We start from the raw sequence: 17,746 nt of genomic DNA, 5'->3' as shown, positions 1-17,746 counted from the left end.
AGATAGACCAGTGGTAATTTTTAAAATTTCTGATGAGTCTTTTGCATTGCTAGAGGTTCTTGGCGTGTATAGTTACAAAGAGAAATTTGATAAAGATTGGTACAAACAGAAACTTTATGAGATTCAAGACTGGAAAAAAGCAGGACTAAAAACTCGTTCTTTCGTTGACGTGAGCATCTTATTTGATGCTCCTCTTGCAGAGATTATGCAAAGTCAAAAGCTTGGTAAATTATCTCAGAATGACATAGCAGGCTTGATTAACAAATTCAATGAATACAACAAATAAGAATATTATTGCCATTTACGCCTTTGTGTTTTGTACAAAGGCGTTTTTCTTTCTATTTTTTCGCTTTACAGTTGCCTACCCCTGCTCCACCACGCCATCGCGAACAAAAATCATTCGATTTCCATACTGGGCGGCATCCTCTGAGTGAGTCACCATTAGGATGGTTTTTCCCTGTTCTTGATTGATTTTCTGCAGCAGGGTTAAGATTTCGGTGCCAGATTTGCTGTCGAGATTACCGGTTGGCTCGTCGGCAAAAATGATATCCGGATCGTTAATCAGCGCTCGGGCAATCGCTACCCGCTGCTGCTGGCCGCCGGAAAGTTCTCGCGGGGTATGCTTGCGCCGCTGGGTCAGCCCGACAATTTCCAGAATGTGATCCAGTTTTTCTTTGTAAGCCTTCATATCCTTGCCGTCTAATAACACCGGCAGCAGAATATTTTCCTCCACATTCAAATTAGGAATCAAGTTGTAAAACTGGAAGACAAAGCCGATACTGCGGCGGCGCAGTACGCTCATTTTTCCATCCTCCAGCCTCGAAATATCCCGACCATTTAGCAGCACAATTCCTTTAGTCGGCGCATCTAATCCGCTCAAAATATAGAGTAAGGTGCTTTTACCTGAGCCTGATGGCCCCATGATGGAGACAAATTCTCCCCGATCGATTTTCACTGACAGGTTCTTCAGCACAGTTGTATCCACCGTGCCTACCTGGTATTGTTTAGTAATATTTTGACCTTCTACGGCCACACGTCCATTATTTCTCGTCATATTCCTATCCTTTCTGTCCAATGCCTGTTGGATGTATTTCGGCTGGGTGCTTACTCAAATTTGATTTCCTCCACTAGTTTCATGGTGGCGCCTTTGACAATCGGTACTACTGAACCAATCAGCGTAATAACAATGCCCATCAAGGCGGCAAACAGGAAGGTGGATAATTCCAGCTGCGGCTCCATTGAAATTTTCGGTCCAGCTACGAGGAACACCGTTTTGATTTCCACATAGGATACCGCCACCGCCAGCAAAGCCCCCAACAACCCTACCGAAAAGCCTTCGATCATGGTCATTTTCAGGTTCTGGGCGTTGCTCAATCCCACCGATTTGTACATGGCAATGGCCCGTTTTTTCTGCAAATAATTAATCAGCAAATTATTGATGATCCCTACTGTTGCCAGCAGCAGGATAAACCAGGTCAGCTTTTGCATCGGTGAAAGGAAGGTGTTAATGGTCTCAGCGGCATCGTTGGTATATTCTTCCACCGTGCGGCTCCAATGTTGTTGATCCCCCAGCATGTCCCGAAGCTGAGTCATAACTGCCTCGGGATCGCCGGCTTTAAAGGCGAAGAATCCGTATTCTGTCGGGGAAAAATCAGCCTTGGCGTAGCTAGATGGGATCACCGCCGCCACATCATCGGCGCGGGACTGGAAGCTGCCGGCTACGGTATAGCTAAAAATTCCGTCCGGTCCGCTTAAATTCACGCTGTCGCCAATTTGCAGATTCAGCGCACTGATGACATCACGATTCAGCATGACGTTGCGCCCTTGATCAAATTGACTTTCCATGGTTGCCGACTCATCGCCGCTATAATTGATCCCCAGCATATCGTTGAACAAGGCAATATCATCGGTGGCCTCCATCCGTAGCGCTTGCCCGTTGACTTGAACGGTATCGTCCAGAACATATAAAGGAAGCACTTCGCTGACGGTATCCAGATTTCTGACTTCATCAATAAAGTCTTCATTCACCCTAGCATCGGAAAGACCATCCAGGCTGGCATCGCGGAAAACATCGCCGATATAAACATTCACAAAGTTCCCCACGGTACTGATCACGATAATGGCCGAGATACTGATGAACAGCAGGGTGATATTTTGATTGGTATTTTTATTGCCCCGCAGGTTGCGAGCAGCCAGCTTGCCGATATTGCCAAACAGCAGGCCGTACACCTTTTCCAAAATCTGCGACATAGCACTAATCAATAGCGGCACGATCAAAATCGCTCCCACCAGCAGCGTCAGTAAGGATAACCCGCCGGCCACCGTTACCATCTCCCCACTGGTAACCCTTGGCAAGATAATCGACACGATGAATAATAACAGACCGAACAACAGAATCTTTTGATTGGAAGGCGGCTTTTCCTCCACCGTTCCTAAGACCACGTCCTTCACCGGCAATTTGCTAGCCCGTTTCACCGGAATATAAGCACCCAAGACCGAAACGATGATGGCTACTCCGCAAGAAAAAATCACATTCAAAGGTGAAACCACCAACGGAATTTCAATCCCGTAAGAAGCCGTGTCACTCATACCATATAGAAGAAACTTCAGCGTCAGATAGCCCGCCGGAATCCCCAACAAGCTGCCGGACACACCGTAAACCAGACTTTCCGCCATCAAAATATTTCGGACAGTGCGTTGATCAGCGCCGATACTGCGAAAGGTGCCGATCGCTTTTAAGCGTTCCGAGGTGATAATTTTGTAGCTGGAATAAATAATAAAGCTGCTAATCGTTAAGGTAAAAAAGCTAATCAGATAAAAGGGCATCGATTTCTGCTGGGCGTTGACTGCCACCGCGGTTTCGTTATAGACCGCTGAAACTTGGTAAGCGTGAGCGCTCATTTTTTCGGTCAAGTCCGTCTGCAATTGATCGGCATCCGCACCGCTTTTTGGCACAATCAGGATTTCACTGTAGGCTTTGTCTGAACCAACAATTTCCGATAGCGTCTCAATAGGAATCACTGCGTTAAAACCTCGGGTGCTCCGCAGGAAAATCGTATCATAAGCACAAATGGCGGCAACTTCAAACTCGTGGTAGTCCTCGGCGATCTTCAGGCGAACCGTGTCCCCCACTTTGGTGCCGTACTTGCTGGCAAAACGATCCGGCACGGCGATTTTATTCCCACTGAAGCTGGATAAATCCCCACTTTGAACCCTAGGCGCGTTAATGGCTTCCACATCTGCCAGCTCGCCGGCGATCAGGTCGAAGTTTTCATAATAGCCGTCCTTGTCGTAAAGTCCATCGGCTTGAAGTAATCCGACAGCTTGTTGGATGCCCTCCACCTCCGGAATTTCAGCTTTGGTGATCCAGTTGCTTTCTGCGATATTGGTTACGGCAATCCGGGCTTTGCCAGCATAACCGATGGCCATTTTTCGCTGAGCACTTTCATAAGACGCGCCGATGCCAAAGGAAACAAACAGCAGTGTGGTGGATAAGGTCACCGACAGCAGCATGACCATGGTGCGTAATTTTCTTTCTTTAATACTGTTTAAGATGTATTTCAAAATAATTTTCACTTTTTCACCCCTCTATGGTTGAGTAATGCCCTGCTGGAGCGCATCCTCGATGGCTTTTTTTACGGTATCGCAGGTGAAGGTGGCGCCGCTGATGGTATCCACTTCCAGTGACTGGTCAGCTAGCACCGCCTCAGAAATCCGACGAGCTTGCGGCAGATAGGCCTCCTTGTGTTCCAAAATCTCAATGCTGATAATCTCGTAGTCTTCCACCTCCAGCTGAACTACTGCCAGCAGGATTTTATTTTGATAAATGCCGGTATAGGTTCCGTCTGCGACTGTGTTCAGGTCGATGTTTTCAATCTCTAAAGGTTGAGGACGGAGTAACAGCGCAAAAGCGAGACAGGTCAGGCTCAAAGTAAGACCCGCCGTTAGAACTAGTGGCCAAATTTTTCGTATCCTTTTCACCTTTTCACCTCCTCCAACACAAATAAGACTGTGAACTAAGCATACGTTCACAGCCTTAACCTGTCTTTCAGGCAACCTTAGTTTAACCTTAATTCGTTAATGGAAAATGGATGATGATGCGGGTACCTTTTCCTGGCACGCTTTCGACAACTAACGTGCCGTCATGAATCTCAATAATTTGTTTAGCAATCGCCATGCCCAGCCCGGTGCCGCCAGTATTTGCCGTGGTATTGGTTCCGCGATAGTAACGCTCAAACAGTCGGTCAATTTCCTCTGAAGTCATGCCTTTTCCATTGTCCTCGATAATCATGCGAATGTCGTCACCCAGCTGTAAGGAAACCTGAATCGCTGTCTCTGTGGGATTGTGGATCAAGGCATTGTAAAGCAGGTTATTGATGCCGCGTTTTAACAGCGTTGGGTCGAAACTAAATTCGATCGCTTCGCTATCTGTCTCAAAGCGGATCAGCCGGTCGGCATATTCATGATGATTCAGAACTTCAATCACCAGCTCCCTCAAAAACTGAGTCAGATTGACGGACTTCTTCTCCAGCGGCAGCATCTTGTTTTTCAGCTGATAGGTCAGCTTCAAATCGTTCACCAATTTCTCAGCGTAGGCAGTGTTTCGCAAAATGGTCTCACCATACTGGACCCGTTTTTCTGGTGTTAATACGTTTTCCGGGTCGGCCAAAAGCTCGCCGTAGCCGCGAATTGGTGACAGTGGGGTTTTTAGATCGTGGGTGATATTGGTGATCCATTCCTCCCGCATTTTTTCGTTTTGGACCAGCTCCCGATCGCCCTTTTGTAATTCACTATTCATCTCATTTAAGCTATCGTATACATCCTGAAACGGCCCATTTCCTTGGATCGGTTCATATAGGCGATAGGAAATTTGACCGATGGACTGGGTCATTTTTCCCATGTGGCGAATAATCCACACACCGAACACGCCGCCGATCACCAGCATCAAGAAACCTGCCGCCGTCATCAGCGGGATCACCAAACTCTTACCGCCGGAAAAACTATCTCCATCCACAAACATCGTGACTTTGGCGATATTCATGGGAAAGCCGATGAGATAGGTCCATTCGCCGTTGTTAGTAGTTACTTGGTTAGCACAAACAGTTTCCGCCGAGTTTTCTTCTCCTTGATAAAGAGATAAAACGTCCATCGGAGCATAGTGGCCCGCCTGCTCACCCGATGTGTTATTAGACATAATAACTGTCCCATTTTCGTCTAGCACCTGTAACCACAAGTGGTTCTCATTTAATTGCTGCAGACCGCTTTGATTAATCTGTGGAACATCGCCGTTAAGGTCAAAATAAGTCGAAAAATCGTCGGTAAACTCCTGGGGCCAGCTGCTTTTGACCGTGTTTCCGTTAGGATCAGTGGCGGTGATGACTTTAGCCAACAGTCCCAGTCCGATCAGGATCACTAGGATCGCTAAAATAAACAGCGTGCTGTAGAGCATCAGAATTGATTTGTAGCTGGATTTTTTCATATTCTACACCTGTTCCAGTTTGTAGCCTAGACCTTTGACCGTTGCGATCAGCTTTGGCTGGGAAGGATCATTTTCCAGCTTTTCCCGCAGGTGGCGAATATGCACCATCATGGTATTGTCCACTCCGCTGGCGTATTCTCCCCACACTTGTTCGTAGAGCCGTTCTTTGCTGATGATCTTCCCAACATTTTGCGCCATATATTCTAGTAGCTGATACTCACGGGCGGTCAAACTGATTTCTTGGTCGGCTTTGTAAACTCGCTGGCTGTCAGTATCGATCCGGATTGCGCCGATTTCGATGGTGGATTTTTGTTTATCCGCTTGTTCATAGGATTTTCGCCGCAGCTGCGCTTTAATTCGATAGGCAACTTCCTTGGGACTGAAAGGCTTGGTGACATAATCATCGCCACCAATACTCAAGCCTAGAAGCTTATCTACGTCGTCATTTTTTGAAGACAAAAACACAATAGGACAGTAGGAAATTTCCCGAATCTGTTTGCAGACCTCGATGCCATCGATTCCCGGCAACATAATATCCAACACCATTGCGTCCGGCTTCTCCTTACGACACAGCGCCACGGCCTGTTCACCGCTGGTCGCTTTTAGAATATTTTGATAACCCTCTTGGTGTAGAACATCCTCCAGTAGAGTCAAGATATCCTGTTCATCATCGACAATTAGGATTTTTTCTGGGTTTGTGGGCATGGTGCACCTCCTTTGATTCTGTTTTTATACGTAGGCAATTAAGGTAATGTTGTGCTCCCTTTGCCAGCTCAGTCGAACATCTCGAAACCCAGCTGCAAGTAATAGTTCCACTTGATGTTTTAGCGTACATGGTGTGTCAAAATGATAGTCTTCCTCTGACGACAAAGCTTGTTCACTTTTGAGGCGCTCGTATTCGGCAAAAAGCTGCTGCTCATAGTCGGACGCTTCCGGCAGGTCTATTTCTGAAAGGATGTAGTCATTTTCCACATAAACCCCCTGATCTGTCAATGCACTGAGGATTCGTTTGTATAAATCGATTTTTGCCGAGGGCTGATAATGATGCATTGTCATTGAAGAAATGACCGCATCAAATTTAGCTGCGCTAAAATCATAATCGAAGTAACTGATATTCAGCAGGGTTAGCTTTGAAATGGGATATTTTTCTTTTAGGATCGCCAGCATGTTCGCTGATACATCTAATCCGGTAATGTCAATCTCTGGGTGGCGCTGGTAAATTTCCTCTAACTCTAAACCCGTTCCAATTCCCAAGTCTAACAGCGTCTTCGTCTTTTCAGGAAGTGCCATAGCCAAACTCCGCTTGCTTTCTGTGCCGCCTTTTAGGTGAGATAGATGGACTTCTTCATAGATACTGCTCCTTGCATCGAAAAAATCAGCCATCGATTCCAGTTTTGTTTCTCGCATGAACCTTCCTCCTTAATCCGACAGTAAACATCTATTTCCATTCAAAAAAAACTTCATACATTCCACGAATATCTTTTTCAACCAAGCGCTTGGCCTGATCCGCAAAGCCCAGCTTAATCGCATTCAGAATACTGCGATGATTACGTGCTGACTTCACCAAAATCGGCTGCAGCTGCTCTTTACCAATCTGATCCAGCAGGCAATGGCGGTAATGCCTTAGGCGCAGCTCGATTGTCTCATACATCCTGGCAATATGGGGATTTTTGGTCGCCTCAATCAACAAATGATGAAATTCATGGTCACAATCGGCATAACGCCAGCTACCGTCATCCAGATCTACCTGCTCGTATTCCGCCGTCAGCTCTGCTAAACGTTTTAGTTGCTGCTCATTAATATTACTAGTGGCTAAAAAGACCGCATGCCCTTCAATCGCAATTCGCGCTTCACACAGTAACAGGCTTTCTTCCTTTTGCATACTGGAAACAGCATACAGCTTACCGGATTTCTCCACCAAAAGCTCTGCCAGCAGCTTGTCCAACGCCTTTCTAACTGGCGTTCGGCTGATGCCCAGTTCACTGGCAATTCGACTTTCGTTTAGTTTTTTCTTCGGCGTTAGATGTAAATGGATAATTTCTTCCCGTAAAAATAGGTACACCAGCTCGGTGATGGAGAAAAAAGGATGGGCTTTTTTGATTGCTTCAAATCGTTCGATGTTTACCATTGCTTTCACCTCAATTTCGTTGATTTAATTCTACCACGTAAAAAAGGCTTCGCAAACTTACTTCCGCTTAGTACCGACAAAGTTAGTTTGTGTAGCCGAATATCGTTAGCATTGCTGTAACACGATTGATGATTATGAAAAACTGATACTTTCTCCGGAGAAAGAGAACGCTTTCTTTATTGTTGTTAACTAGGCGAAATTCGCAGTTTTTGCATTTTTTTCGGACCAATTTCCTCTTAAATCTGGTGATACGGCCTTTTTTAGACACCTGATAAGCTTTTTCTTTACACTAAAGGTAACTAAATTATTGGAGGGTGATCATTATGGATACATCATTTCCGATCAAAGAAGTCAGAAAGCAATTTCCCGCTTTAGCCCGCACGCACAACAGCAAAACCGTCGCTTATTTCGATGGTCCCGGTGGCTCACAGTTTTTGGAAAGTGCCATTACCAAAATCAGCGATTATATGCGCCAAGGTGCGGCCAATCTCCACGGCAACTTTCCCACCAGTCACGAAACCGAAGCCCTGATCCAGCAAGCCAAAGAAGATATTGCCGCTTTGTTCAATGCCGATCCTACTGAAATTGCCTTTGGACCCAATGCCACGAACATGATGTTTCACGTCAGCCGCGCTTTGGCCCAACAATGGCAGGCTGGGGATGAGATTGTCCTGACCGAATTAGAACATCACTCGAATATCGATTCTTGGCGGCGCGCTGCCGAAGATCGCGGTGTCATCGTCAAGTATGTACCGTTAAACACTGAAACCCTTGAACTTGAGTTGGATACCTTAGATGAGCTGATTACGGAAAAAACTAAGCTGGTTGCTGTCGGTCATGCCTCCAACTGTGTCGGTACGATTACAGATATCCAGACTGTTTCCCAAAAAGCTAAAAAAGTCGGCGCACTAGTAGCCGTTGACGCCGTTCATAGTATTCCACATATGTATGTGGATATGCAGGAGCTGGGAATCGATATGTTGTTTTCTTCCGCTTACAAATTTTTCGCCGCTCACGTGGGGATGGCAGTGATTCGCAAAGACTTGTTTGAAAGCTTGGATATTTACAAGGTAGTACCAGCACCAAATAATGTGCCGGATCGTTTGGAAATGGGTACCCAAAATCACGAAGGCATCCCGGCAGTTTCTGCGGCGATTGCCTTTATCGCCAGCTTAGGCAGTGGCGAGACCTTGCAGGAACAACTAAAAAGCGGCTATCATACCATCGAAACGTACGAAAACCAGCTAGCCGAACGAATTCGTGAAGGATTGGCAGAGATTGATGGTCTTACGATCTATCAAAGCGACCAGCCGAAAACTCCGACAATTGCTTTTCGTGCCGAAGGAATCACCCCGAAAGATTTTTGTATTCGTATGTGTGAAGAGTATAGTGTTTTTATTGCGGAAGGTGATTTTTACGCTAGGACTTTAGTGGAACGCTTAGGGATCGATCAAACAGGCGGCTTCATTCGTGCCGGCATTGCCCCTTACAACACGATGGAGGAAGCCGAGCGCTTTATCACCGGTGTGAAGGAAATTATGGCTTCATTATAAAAAAGGAGAGTGTATCATGAGTAAACTTTGGCAACTGCTGGAGGATCTAAAATCTCCCAGCTATGAATGGGTGGATCTTAGCCATCCTGTGAACGAGCAGACCCCCCATTATTCCGGCTACAATACGTTGGAAATGTACGAAATATTTACTTATCAGGAGCATACTGTTTGTGCTAGCGAGTACAAGATCGTCAGCCAGTACGGCACCCATATTGATCCCCCTTCACATTTTGTCGAGGGCGGTCGAACCTTGGATCAGATTACCTTGCAAGAAATGGCCCTGCCTTTATGTGTCGTTGACCTAACAGAAAAAGTCGCAGCCGATCATGACTACGCTTTTACGGTAGCGGATTTGAAGTCGTGGGAAGCAAAACATGGACAATTCCCCGATGATTGCTTTGTAGCCATTCGGACTAATTGGTCCCATCGTGAGGGTGAAGCGTTCTTTAATCCAGATGAAACTGGCCAGCCTCACTATCCTGGCTGGTCCCAAGAAGCCTTAAAATTCTTGTGTGAAGAACGCAACATCACCGCCGTTGGACACGAAACTCCGGATACCGATGCGGCGATCGCTAACTTGATTGTTCCGTGGGCTGGTGAACGCTATTTGCTAGAACAGGATAAATACCAGATTGAGATGCTGCGGAATTTGGATAATTTGCCAGCAACGGGTGCGATTATTCTATGTAGTTTCCCGAATGTTACTGGGGCGCCTGGGTATACGGCACGGTGCGTGGCGGTTTATGAGAAGTAGGAAATAGCTAAATCGCGCCAACCTTAGAGTGAAAATCTAATGGTTCGCGCGATTTTTATATAGTCAACTATCGTTGAGATGTAAATCTGCTGATTTGTGAATTGTAGCGTTAGCCACAGCGCTTACTATTGCATCTGACGATAAAAAAGCCTTGCTTGGTACACATCATAGAGAGATGCGGCAAGACTCACTCGATTTTACTTAACAAGGACAGTCTAAATTATTCCATAATTCTATAAGTATTATTTCCATTTTCTTTTGCGAAGATCGTGTTTGAATACTATTGCAAAAATCAAGAGTAGTAGTCCCAAATTCAAAACTAGTCTTTTCTCCGCTGTTAAGAATCCGGCTAAAATTCCTATCACTAGAAGAATAAATATCTGTAAGTTTTTATCTTTTTTTAGTCTATCCATTTGTGATTCCTCCAATTTTCCGACTGTTTCTGTATTTGATAGCCAACTCTTCGTAAGGAGCATCAAATTTGCTAGCAACAGTAACCGATTGTGGGAAGCTTACTTTATTCTAGTATAATTCATTATCACGAAAAGGGTACTCTAAATTCTTATAAATTCATTATCTATTTCTTTTGCCATCAGATTTCTGGCGTGATCTAGTGTGGCTGCAATTCTGATGGAAAAGATAGCCAGTTTCTTTTTTGAGGTCCCCTATTGTTTTTACGCTATCAATGGAAAATTTACGAATATCAAACCTCGTCAATCCTTCTCGCCGACTGTCTGAACCTGCCTCGCCGGATTTCCCACCACAATTGCATGTGCTGGTACATCCTTAGTAACCACTGATCCGGCACCGACAACTGCGCCATCTCCGATAGTAATACCCGGCAGAATGATCGCACCTATCCCTATCCAGACATTTGCGCCAATCTTAACTGGCTGGCAGGTAGTGACATCTCTTTTTTGAGGGTCCAATTCATGATTGATGGTGGTAATACTGACGTTGGGGGCAATCAGGGTGTTTTCCCCGATCGTTATGCCACCTCGGTCCATGAAGGTACAATTGGTGTTGACAAAAATATTCTCGCCAAAAACAATATTTCGGCCGTAATCTGTGTGAAATGGTGCTAGGATGCGAACATTGGGAGCAAGCTTGCGCCCGGTCAATTTTTCTAAAAACTCTCTCGTTTGGTCTTCATCATGGTAAAGGCTGTTAAATGTGGCTAGCAGCTTCCAGTTTGCTTCTTGAATGTGTCTAATTTGCATGAATTCTGCTTCCTTTGAAGAAACCGGCATTCCACTAAGTTCTCGTTCAAAAATGGTTTTATCTGTTTCTATTTTTTTCATCACATCACCTGAGTCGTTGGACGAATCAGCATGTTGCTGACGGACATTCTTTCTGGTGTATCAATGGCGAAAACCACCGCTTCGGCAATATCAATCGTCCGCAAGCCGTTGGCAAGCTGATCTTGGTATAAGGCTTCGCCAGCTTCCTTGTCGGCAATTGTTTGGTACAATTCTGTTGCCACTGCTCCTGGTGAGATGATGGTGGATTTAATCATGTCTTCTCTATGCTCTTGACGCAAGCCTTCCATAATCGCCCGCACCGCAAACTTCGTGCCGCAATAAACCGCAGAATCAGGATAAACTACGTGTCCAGCAACTGAATCAGTGGCAATAACATGGCCGGATTTTTGTTTGATCATCACTGGCAGCACCGCCGCAATCCCGTTCAATACGCCCATAATATTGACATCTAACATTTGCTTCCACTCATCTAGGCGAGTTTCCTTCAATGCTGCTAACGGCATGATACCGGCATTGTTGTATAGCACATCCACACGGCCAAAGGTTTCCACTGCTGTGTCGATGACTTTTTGAACTTCTTCAAAGTTGGTCACATCTGCCTGCTGAACCATGATTTCATTATCAGGATATGCAGCTTTAATTTCTTCCAAACGATTCACCCGTCTTGCGGCAATCACTAATTTTGCGCCTTTTTCTGCCAACAGTTTGGCTGTAGCTTCACCAATTCCGCTGGATGCCCCCATAATTACGACAACTTTTTCTTCTAATGATCCCATGATCGATGCCTCCAGTTATAGTTAAAATTCTACTTTGACTCTCTCAAAGCTATGACCAAAGTGTAGTCTCGCCCCATAGAATTGTCTAATACTTATAATTCATAGTTAGTTATAGATAAAAGATATAACTAAAAAGACTCCCCATACTAGCTCTGGGAAGTCGAAGAGGATTGAAGTTTTTTCTGAATCGATTCTAAAAACAGATTCGCAGCTGGCGAGAACACTTGATATTTCTTCCAAATAACATACAGCTTGCACTCTACCTGCGGTTCAAGAGGTCTGAAAACTAGATCATTTTCCGTGGCCACATTGATCATTTTTTCAAATGCCAGCACATTGCCGAAACCTTCTCGTGCCATGATAAAAGCATTAAAGGGCAGCGAATAGGTCCCGACTATTTTCAATCGATCAAGAGTCTCGCCAAACCATTCGGCAAACTGGTTCTTGGAGATATCCGTTTGTATCGCTTGCTTAGAGACAATTAGCGGCAGATTGACAAGATCGCTAACAGCAATACTTTCTTTTTTGGCCAGCTCGCTATCCTTGTGCATCACGATACCCCAGACATCCGTTGCCGGAAAAGTTATATAGTTATACTTCGACAGATCGATCGGGTCCACCACAATGGCAAAATCATCCATCCCTCGATCCAAGCGCTCGGTAACATCAAAAGAATTGCCGCTAGTTAAGTGATACTTCATATCTGGGTATCGCTCCTTCAAATCCATCATGGAACAGGCAAAGTAGCGAAACGCATCGGTTTCCGCCGAGCCGATATAGACATCTCCACCGGATTCTTCATCTAAGTTTTCAAACTCCTGCTGGGTTTTCTCGAACAGCTCGATCAGATCCTCTGCTCGTTTACGCAGCAGCATGCCATCGTTAGTCAATTTGATACTATAATTGGTTCGGTTAAACAGCTTGCGTCCCAACTCCTCCTCCAAATTTTTCAATTGCTTGGATAAGGTTGGCTGAGAGACATGCAAAATCCTTGCAGCGCCGGTCATGCTACCTTCTCGAGCAACGGTCAAAAAATAATTTAAGACGCGAATATCCATCTCATCACGTTCCTTCTCTTTATATTACCGTCAGTATAGCAATCACAGATATAACTATCAAGCATAACTGGATATGATAAACAGGTATTGGTAATTACTAAACCTGTCCCTTACACTTATGGAAAGACTAGGCGAACTAGCAGATTTACTGCACACTAAAAATGGAGGAATCCCATGAAAAAATTATTCGTATTAACAATTGTAATACTTCTACTAACTTTGGCTGGCTGCAATCAATCAGAAAATCCATCTTCATCTAGCACGGGGCAAAATGAAACTGCCAATTCTGCATCCAACGGTACAGCGCAACCTAATCAAAGCGATAACGCCATGGCTTTTGATTTCGACAATCAACAAGTCACCTTAAACAGCGGCTACACTATGCCGATCAATGGCCTGGGAACCTACAGCTTAGAGGGCGAAGAAGCGGTTCAATCTGTCACGGCAGCTTTAGACAGCGGTGTGCGATTAATCGATACCGCTTATATTTACAGCAACGAAGAAAGTATCGGGGAAGCCATTAACCAATCCGATGTCCCCCGAGAAGAAATCTTTCTGATCACCAAGCTTTATCCTAGTCAGTTTGACGATGCCGAAGCCGCGATCGATCAGGCGTTGGAGCGGCTGAATCTGGACTATGTGGATATGATGCTCCTGCACCACCCCGGCAGCAACGATGTCGAGGCTTATCAAGCCATGGAACAAGCCGTCGCTGACGGAAAAATTCGCTCCATCGGCTTATCCAACTGGTACGTGGAAGAATTAGAGGAATTTTTGCCGCAGGTATCCATTACTCCGGCTTTGGTGCAAAACGAGGTTCATCCCTACTACCAGGAAAATGATGTGATTCCCTACATTCAAGATTTGAGCATTGTGGTACAAGGCTGGTATCCATTAGGTGGCCGCGGTCACACCAGAGAGTTGTTAGGCGACGAAGTGATTACTGAGATTGCCGATGTTCACGGAAAATCCGCAGCCCAAGTCATCTTGCGCTGGAATTTACAAAAAGGTGTCGTGGTTATCCCCGGCTCCAGTAACCCCGAGCATATCCTTGAAAACACCCAGCTATATGATTTTGAGCTAACGGATGAAGAAATGGCGGCGATCAATGCCTTGGATCGGAACGAAAAACATGATTGGTATTAGAGCTGGTAAGGAGAGCTGTTTATGACTGAAATAAACGATTGTATTGAGGAAATGAAAAACAATTTACTGGATGCCGGCTGCAGCGAAGCGTTCATTGACCAGTTTGTCCACTGCTTCCAACAAAGTAATCAACGAGATCAAGCCAAGCTGCTGAATCAGCACAAAAGGCAGCTGAACCAAGAGATTTTCCAGAAGCAAAAGCAAATTGACTGTTTGGACTACCTTTGTTTTAAGCTAAAATTATAGCAAAGGAGCTTTCCAAGACCCGAAAAAATACAACGAAATGATGTGAAAAAGATGAACTTAGTAAAAATCGCCGAAAAATCCGTCTTCCCCATCGGCTTTGGCACTTGGACCACCGGAGACGATGCCAGAAAGCGAAGCGAAGAAATCCGAGCCTTGCAAACGGGTATTGAACATGGCCTTCAAGTGATTGATACGGCCGAAATGTATGGACAAGGCAAAGCAGAAAAACTAGTAGCCGAAGCAATTGAGCCTTTCAAAAGAGAGAACCTTTTCCTGATCTCAAAGGTCTTGCCAGAAAATGCCTCCAAAGCGAAATTGGGCAAAAGTCTGGATAACAGCCTAAAACGCTTGAAAACTGATTATTTGGATCACTATTTATTGCACTGGCAAGGAAATATTCCCCTGCAGGAAACCGTCGAAGCACTGGATGCGGAGAAAAGAAAAGGCAAAATCCTTTCGTGGGGCGTTTCTAATTTGGATGCAGCGGATCTACAAAAAGTGCTAAACTTCAAAGAAGGCGCTGCTTGTGACTCCAATCAAGTCCGCTACAACTTAGGAGATCGGGGAATTGAGTATGATTTACTCCCTTTAATGAAAGAAAACAATATACCCCTGATTGCCTATGCCCCAGTTGCTAAAGGCGATAAATCAGGAAAGAACTTTTCCAATCAGCAGGAGCTTTTAGCGATTGCCGCAAATCATCAATGCACGATTTTCCAACTATTATTGGCTTGGTGCATTCGCGATGGTCATACCATCGCCATCCCACAATCTAGCAATCCGCAGCATGTGCTAGACAACGTAAAAGCGGCCGATATCCAGCTAAGCCGCTATGAACTAGCAGTTATTGATCAGCTTTACCCAGAACCTACTTCCAAACAACCGCTAGCCCTTTGGTAAACTACTTGCACAGATACAAAAAACCGAGGCCCGTCCATTTTAGACAGCCTCGGTTCATACTCTTACTTATTCAATTCATCCATTGTCTTGGTTTCGCCAAAGGTTTTAATCGACGTCATCCCCATCGCTTTCGCAATATCAATCGAGAAGCACACACCATTGCCAGGCTTAGATATTTTTATCCCCTTGCCGATAGTTTCCATGACATCAAGCTCTAACTCATCTGGTACTAAGGTCAATACAATATCCTTTTCCGGCTGAATGTCTAGGCCGAAAAATTTGCCAGTATCGTGTACCCCAGAACCACGACCATGCAAAATGGTACCGCCTACTGCTCCGGCTTCCTTTGAGAAATCAACGACATCCTGTCCCGTTCCTCCATCAACAATCGTTACAATCATTTTCAAGTCCAATGCCACTAATTTACTCATCTTCTTCTCCCTCACTATCCTGTATCGCCTGTCTAAACTTCCGATCACGATCATCTTTCATCTTATAAATATACCCTAAAACCAGCGTAGTTAAAATAGGGGTTAAGGCAATCATTGCCACCACACCAAATCCGTCGATCATCGGGTCGCGTCCTTCGATCTGGGCGGCAATTGAGACACACATAGCTAAAATAAAGGTGGAACACATTGGTCCAGTTGCAACCCCGCCATTATCAAAAGCCATCGCTAAGAACATTTTATCGACTTTCCGTCCAATAATAAAGACCAATAGGTATCCAGGAATCAAAAAGTAATACAACGAAAATCCTGCTAACAACCGCCACATGGATAAGCTAACGGCGATTCCGATCCCAATAGAAATGGACGCCAACAGCACATTCCCGCGAATTCGACCATCACTTTGCTCTTCTACTTGTTTGACCATGACATGGATCGCCGGTTCGGCAAAACCAACTAGAAAGCCCATCGCAAAGCCCAAAGGAATCAAAATCCAGTTATTGTCCATCGCCGCAATCGCAGTACCAAGGTGTTGACCAATCGGCAGATAAGCGATATTCACCCCGTGCAGGAATAAAATTAGCCCAATAGTAGTGATCAAAAAGCTCTTCATAATTGTTGCAAAACGTCGCTTCCGCAGCTTAAAACTGGTGGCATTCAACACCACAAAAATCAAAACAATCGGCGCAACGGACAAAATAACATCCCAAGTAACGCCATCGATTCCAGTAAGAATACCCTCAACTAGCTCGTTCATATCTAAGCTCATCGGAAGATCACTCCCAACAACATCACAGCCAAGACCGGACCAAGTGAGGACACGCCCACCATCCCGAAGCTGTCGTTTTCATGCTTGCCTTGTCGTACCATACTAGTTAACCCAGTGGCAAAAGATAAGATAAAAGGTACCGTAACTGGTCCAGTGGTTACGCCACCGGCATCAAAAGCAATTGGCATAAACTGTGGATCAGTGAAAAATGATGCCACTAAAATTGCCGCATAGCCCACCGCCATCATTTTTAAATATGAGAACTTAAAGACCATCCGCAACACGGCAAAGACTAGAAAGATTCCCGTTCCGACACTTACTACACCAATTAAAATCGAGCGAGGAATCGCTCCATCAGAAATTTCTCGAACCTGTTGTGCCAAGACCTGAACCGATGGCTCGGCAATCGTAATAACAATTCCAATAATAAAGGCAAGACTCACTAGCAAAGGTAAACTCCGCTTTTTAATTAAAAATTTCCCTAACAAATCGCCGACTTCCATCATGGAATAATCCGAGCCAAACAAAAACAAGGTCATTCCAATCATCATAATTCCAGCACCAACTAAAAACGTCAGCATTTCTTCCAATCCCAACGGTGCAAAAACCAGCGTCAGGATGATAATCAAAACAGTCATTGGCACAATCGCCATTACTACTTCTTTGAAGGTTTTCTTCATCTATCCACATTCCTCCTTACTAATACTAAACATATAATGGGGCATATCCATACCCCGATAGTGCTTCACATAACGTTTTTCCACGGTCATTCCATTGCGAATAGCCACATTCATCGAGGCCAAATTGGTATCCCTTACGGTAGAAATCAGTTCTGAAAAATCCTTCTCAGCAAAGCCCCATTCCTTCACTGCTTGAGCAGCTTCTATCGCATAGCCTTGATGCCAATGACTTTTTACTAAGTGATAACCAATTTCTGGATAAACAACCCAGTCTACAGTTTGCGGTGTGATGCCACATTCGCCAATAATTTCGTCAGTTTCTTTATGAACCATTGCCCACAGACCATAACCGTTTTTCCGATAAGAGTCCACGTTCCACTGCAGCCAGTTTGCGACTTCCTCATCAGAAAAGACATGCTCATACGCCCACATGACTTCAGCATCCTGTAAAAACCGCTTCAAATTAGGAAGATCTTCTTGCTTCCATTCTCTCAACAAGAGTCGTTTTGTCTCGATCATGTTGCACCTCCTACTTTATATTTTACC

20 protein-coding genes and 1 pseudogene are annotated in these 17,746 nt (G+C 45.0%); 6 read left to right on the top strand and 15 right to left on the bottom strand.

What is annotated here, in order from left to right:
- Nucleotides 1–10: 10 nt before the first annotated feature.
- The gene (locus tag IGI42_RS14685; protein WP_438716612.1) at nt 11–286 is read left to right on the top strand and encodes a hypothetical protein; all 276 of its coding nucleotides are present in this window, start codon (nt 11–13) and stop codon (nt 284–286) included.
- 75 nt (nt 287–361) lie between these two features.
- On the opposite strand, the gene IGI42_RS14680 is transcribed toward IGI42_RS14685, so the two are convergent.
- From IGI42_RS14680 to IGI42_RS14650, 7 genes are all read right to left on the bottom strand, one after another.
- Entirely contained in the window at nt 362–1,054 is a 693-nt protein-coding gene (locus IGI42_RS14680) for an ABC transporter ATP-binding protein (RefSeq protein ID WP_438716611.1), read from the bottom strand.
- 50 nt (nt 1,055–1,104) lie between these two features.
- Complete coding sequence (locus tag IGI42_RS14675; RefSeq protein WP_438716610.1) at nt 1,105–3,576, bottom strand: ABC transporter permease; 2,472 nt, start codon at nt 3,574–3,576, stop codon at nt 1,105–1,107.
- Nucleotides 3,577–3,588: 12 nt separating this feature from the next.
- The gene (locus IGI42_RS14670) at nt 3,589–3,981 is read right to left on the bottom strand and encodes an FMN-binding protein (protein WP_438716609.1); all 393 of its coding nucleotides are present in this window, start codon (nt 3,979–3,981) and stop codon (nt 3,589–3,591) included.
- Nucleotides 3,982–4,069: 88 nt separating this feature from the next.
- On the bottom strand, nt 4,070–5,479 hold the full coding sequence (locus tag IGI42_RS14665) for a sensor histidine kinase (protein WP_438716608.1): 1,410 nt from the start codon (nt 5,477–5,479) through the stop codon (nt 4,070–4,072).
- A 3-nt stretch (nt 5,480–5,482) separates the two neighbouring features.
- Nucleotides 5,483–6,184: a response regulator transcription factor gene (locus tag IGI42_RS14660; RefSeq protein WP_438716607.1), complete on the bottom strand. Its 702-nt coding sequence runs from the start codon at nt 6,182–6,184 to the stop codon at nt 5,483–5,485.
- Nucleotides 6,185–6,208: 24 nt separating this feature from the next.
- Nucleotides 6,209–6,886: a class I SAM-dependent methyltransferase gene (locus IGI42_RS14655; protein WP_438716606.1), complete on the bottom strand. Its 678-nt coding sequence runs from the start codon at nt 6,884–6,886 to the stop codon at nt 6,209–6,211.
- Between the two features lie 31 nt (nt 6,887–6,917).
- Nucleotides 6,918–7,607: a GntR family transcriptional regulator gene (locus tag IGI42_RS14650; RefSeq protein WP_438716605.1), complete on the bottom strand. Its 690-nt coding sequence runs from the start codon at nt 7,605–7,607 to the stop codon at nt 6,918–6,920.
- Nucleotides 7,608–7,930: 323 nt separating this feature from the next.
- On the opposite strand from IGI42_RS14650, the gene IGI42_RS14645 reads away from it, so the two are divergent.
- Nucleotides 7,931–9,160 (top strand): cysteine desulfurase-like protein, encoded by a 1,230-nt coding sequence (locus IGI42_RS14645; protein ID WP_438716604.1) that lies wholly within the window; start codon nt 7,931–7,933, stop codon nt 9,158–9,160.
- Nucleotides 9,161–9,176: 16 nt separating this feature from the next.
- Nucleotides 9,177–9,914 carry a cyclase family protein gene (locus IGI42_RS14640; protein WP_438716603.1) on the top strand — a complete coding sequence of 246 codons (738 nt, stop codon included), beginning with the start codon at nt 9,177–9,179 and terminating at the stop codon, nt 9,912–9,914.
- Between the two features lie 242 nt (nt 9,915–10,156).
- Here IGI42_RS14640 and IGI42_RS14635 read toward each other — a convergent pair whose 3' ends face one another.
- The 4 genes and pseudogenes from IGI42_RS14635 to IGI42_RS14620 all read right to left on the bottom strand — a co-directional run bounded on the left by IGI42_RS14635 (nt 10,157) and on the right by IGI42_RS14620 (nt 13,010).
- On the bottom strand, nt 10,157–10,327 hold the full coding sequence (locus IGI42_RS14635; protein ID WP_438716602.1) for a hypothetical protein: 171 nt from the start codon (nt 10,325–10,327) through the stop codon (nt 10,157–10,159).
- 321 nt (nt 10,328–10,648) lie between these two features.
- Nucleotides 10,649–10,798, bottom strand: a pseudogene (locus tag IGI42_RS14630) (DapH/DapD/GlmU-related protein); the annotation flags it as partial.
- A gap of 416 nt (nt 10,799–11,214) precedes the next feature.
- Nucleotides 11,215–11,952 (bottom strand): SDR family oxidoreductase, encoded by a 738-nt coding sequence (locus IGI42_RS14625; RefSeq protein WP_438716601.1) that lies wholly within the window; start codon nt 11,950–11,952, stop codon nt 11,215–11,217.
- Nucleotides 11,953–12,098: 146 nt separating this feature from the next.
- Nucleotides 12,099–13,010, bottom strand: a complete 912-nt coding sequence (locus tag IGI42_RS14620) for a LysR family transcriptional regulator (RefSeq protein WP_438716600.1) — start codon at nt 13,008–13,010, stop codon at nt 12,099–12,101.
- Between the two features lie 174 nt (nt 13,011–13,184).
- Between IGI42_RS14620 and IGI42_RS14615 the strand changes: the two genes are divergently transcribed.
- The 3 genes from IGI42_RS14615 to IGI42_RS14605 are packed head-to-tail and all read left to right on the top strand — an operon-like array spanning nt 13,185 to nt 15,302.
- The gene (locus IGI42_RS14615) at nt 13,185–14,156 is read left to right on the top strand and encodes an aldo/keto reductase (RefSeq protein ID WP_438716599.1); all 972 of its coding nucleotides are present in this window, start codon (nt 13,185–13,187) and stop codon (nt 14,154–14,156) included.
- A gap of 21 nt (nt 14,157–14,177) precedes the next feature.
- Nucleotides 14,178–14,402: a hypothetical protein gene (locus IGI42_RS14610; protein ID WP_438716598.1), complete on the top strand. Its 225-nt coding sequence runs from the start codon at nt 14,178–14,180 to the stop codon at nt 14,400–14,402.
- A 51-nt stretch (nt 14,403–14,453) separates the two neighbouring features.
- Complete coding sequence (locus tag IGI42_RS14605) at nt 14,454–15,302, top strand: aldo/keto reductase (RefSeq protein WP_438716596.1); 849 nt, start codon at nt 14,454–14,456, stop codon at nt 15,300–15,302.
- A gap of 62 nt (nt 15,303–15,364) precedes the next feature.
- On the opposite strand, the gene IGI42_RS14600 is transcribed toward IGI42_RS14605, so the two are convergent.
- The 4 genes from IGI42_RS14600 to IGI42_RS14585 are packed head-to-tail and all read right to left on the bottom strand — an operon-like array spanning nt 15,365 to nt 17,719.
- Nucleotides 15,365–15,733, bottom strand: a complete 369-nt coding sequence (locus IGI42_RS14600) for a P-II family nitrogen regulator (RefSeq protein ID WP_438716595.1) — start codon at nt 15,731–15,733, stop codon at nt 15,365–15,367.
- Nucleotides 15,726–16,508, bottom strand: a complete 783-nt coding sequence (locus IGI42_RS14595; RefSeq protein WP_438717055.1) for a DUF1538 domain-containing protein — start codon at nt 16,506–16,508, stop codon at nt 15,726–15,728. Before IGI42_RS14595 ends, IGI42_RS14600 begins: the two co-directional genes overlap by 8 nt.
- Nucleotides 16,509–16,516: 8 nt before the next feature.
- Nucleotides 16,517–17,200 carry a DUF1538 domain-containing protein gene (locus IGI42_RS14590; RefSeq protein ID WP_438716594.1) on the bottom strand — a complete coding sequence of 228 codons (684 nt, stop codon included), beginning with the start codon at nt 17,198–17,200 and terminating at the stop codon, nt 16,517–16,519.
- The gene (locus tag IGI42_RS14585) at nt 17,201–17,719 is read right to left on the bottom strand and encodes a GNAT family N-acetyltransferase (RefSeq protein WP_438716593.1); all 519 of its coding nucleotides are present in this window, start codon (nt 17,717–17,719) and stop codon (nt 17,201–17,203) included.
- Nucleotides 17,720–17,746 lie beyond the last annotated feature (27 nt).

Origin of the sequence: Enterococcus sp. AZ109, assembly GCF_051714625.1 — a bacterium.
Classification (GTDB): Bacteria; Bacillota; Bacilli; order Lactobacillales; family Enterococcaceae; genus Enterococcus_A.
This window is presented reverse-complemented; position numbering and strand designations above follow the sequence as displayed.

Excerpts from the sequence above, each read along its gene's own strand:
- IGI42_RS14680 (WP_438716611.1), bottom strand. The coding sequence starts at position 1,054 with ATGACGAGAAATAATGGACGTGTGGCCGTAGAAGGTCAAAATATTACT.
- IGI42_RS14665 (WP_438716608.1), bottom strand. The coding sequence starts at position 5,479 with ATGAAAAAATCCAGCTACAAATCAATTCTGATGCTCTACAGCACGCTG.
- IGI42_RS14660 (WP_438716607.1), bottom strand. The coding sequence starts at position 6,184 with ATGCCCACAAACCCAGAAAAAATCCTAATTGTCGATGATGAACAGGAT.
- IGI42_RS14655 (WP_438716606.1), bottom strand. The coding sequence starts at position 6,886 with ATGCGAGAAACAAAACTGGAATCGATGGCTGATTTTTTCGATGCAAGG.
- IGI42_RS14650 (WP_438716605.1), bottom strand. The coding sequence starts at position 7,607 with ATGGTAAACATCGAACGATTTGAAGCAATCAAAAAAGCCCATCCTTTT.
- IGI42_RS14645 (WP_438716604.1), top strand. The coding sequence starts at position 7,931 with ATGGATACATCATTTCCGATCAAAGAAGTCAGAAAGCAATTTCCCGCT.
- IGI42_RS14640 (WP_438716603.1), top strand. The coding sequence starts at position 9,177 with ATGAGTAAACTTTGGCAACTGCTGGAGGATCTAAAATCTCCCAGCTAT.
- IGI42_RS14635 (WP_438716602.1), bottom strand. The coding sequence starts at position 10,327 with ATGGATAGACTAAAAAAAGATAAAAACTTACAGATATTTATTCTTCTA.
- IGI42_RS14625 (WP_438716601.1), bottom strand. The coding sequence starts at position 11,952 with ATGGGATCATTAGAAGAAAAAGTTGTCGTAATTATGGGGGCATCCAGC.
- IGI42_RS14620 (WP_438716600.1), bottom strand. The coding sequence starts at position 13,010 with ATGGATATTCGCGTCTTAAATTATTTTTTGACCGTTGCTCGAGAAGGT.
- IGI42_RS14615 (WP_438716599.1), top strand. The coding sequence starts at position 13,185 with ATGAAAAAATTATTCGTATTAACAATTGTAATACTTCTACTAACTTTG.
- IGI42_RS14610 (WP_438716598.1), top strand. The coding sequence starts at position 14,178 with ATGACTGAAATAAACGATTGTATTGAGGAAATGAAAAACAATTTACTG.
- IGI42_RS14605 (WP_438716596.1), top strand. The coding sequence starts at position 14,454 with ATGAACTTAGTAAAAATCGCCGAAAAATCCGTCTTCCCCATCGGCTTT.
- IGI42_RS14600 (WP_438716595.1), bottom strand. The coding sequence starts at position 15,733 with ATGAGTAAATTAGTGGCATTGGACTTGAAAATGATTGTAACGATTGTT.
- IGI42_RS14595 (WP_438717055.1), bottom strand. The coding sequence starts at position 16,508 with ATGAACGAGCTAGTTGAGGGTATTCTTACTGGAATCGATGGCGTTACT.
- IGI42_RS14590 (WP_438716594.1), bottom strand. The coding sequence starts at position 17,200 with ATGAAGAAAACCTTCAAAGAAGTAGTAATGGCGATTGTGCCAATGACT.
- IGI42_RS14585 (WP_438716593.1), bottom strand. The coding sequence starts at position 17,719 with ATGATCGAGACAAAACGACTCTTGTTGAGAGAATGGAAGCAAGAAGAT.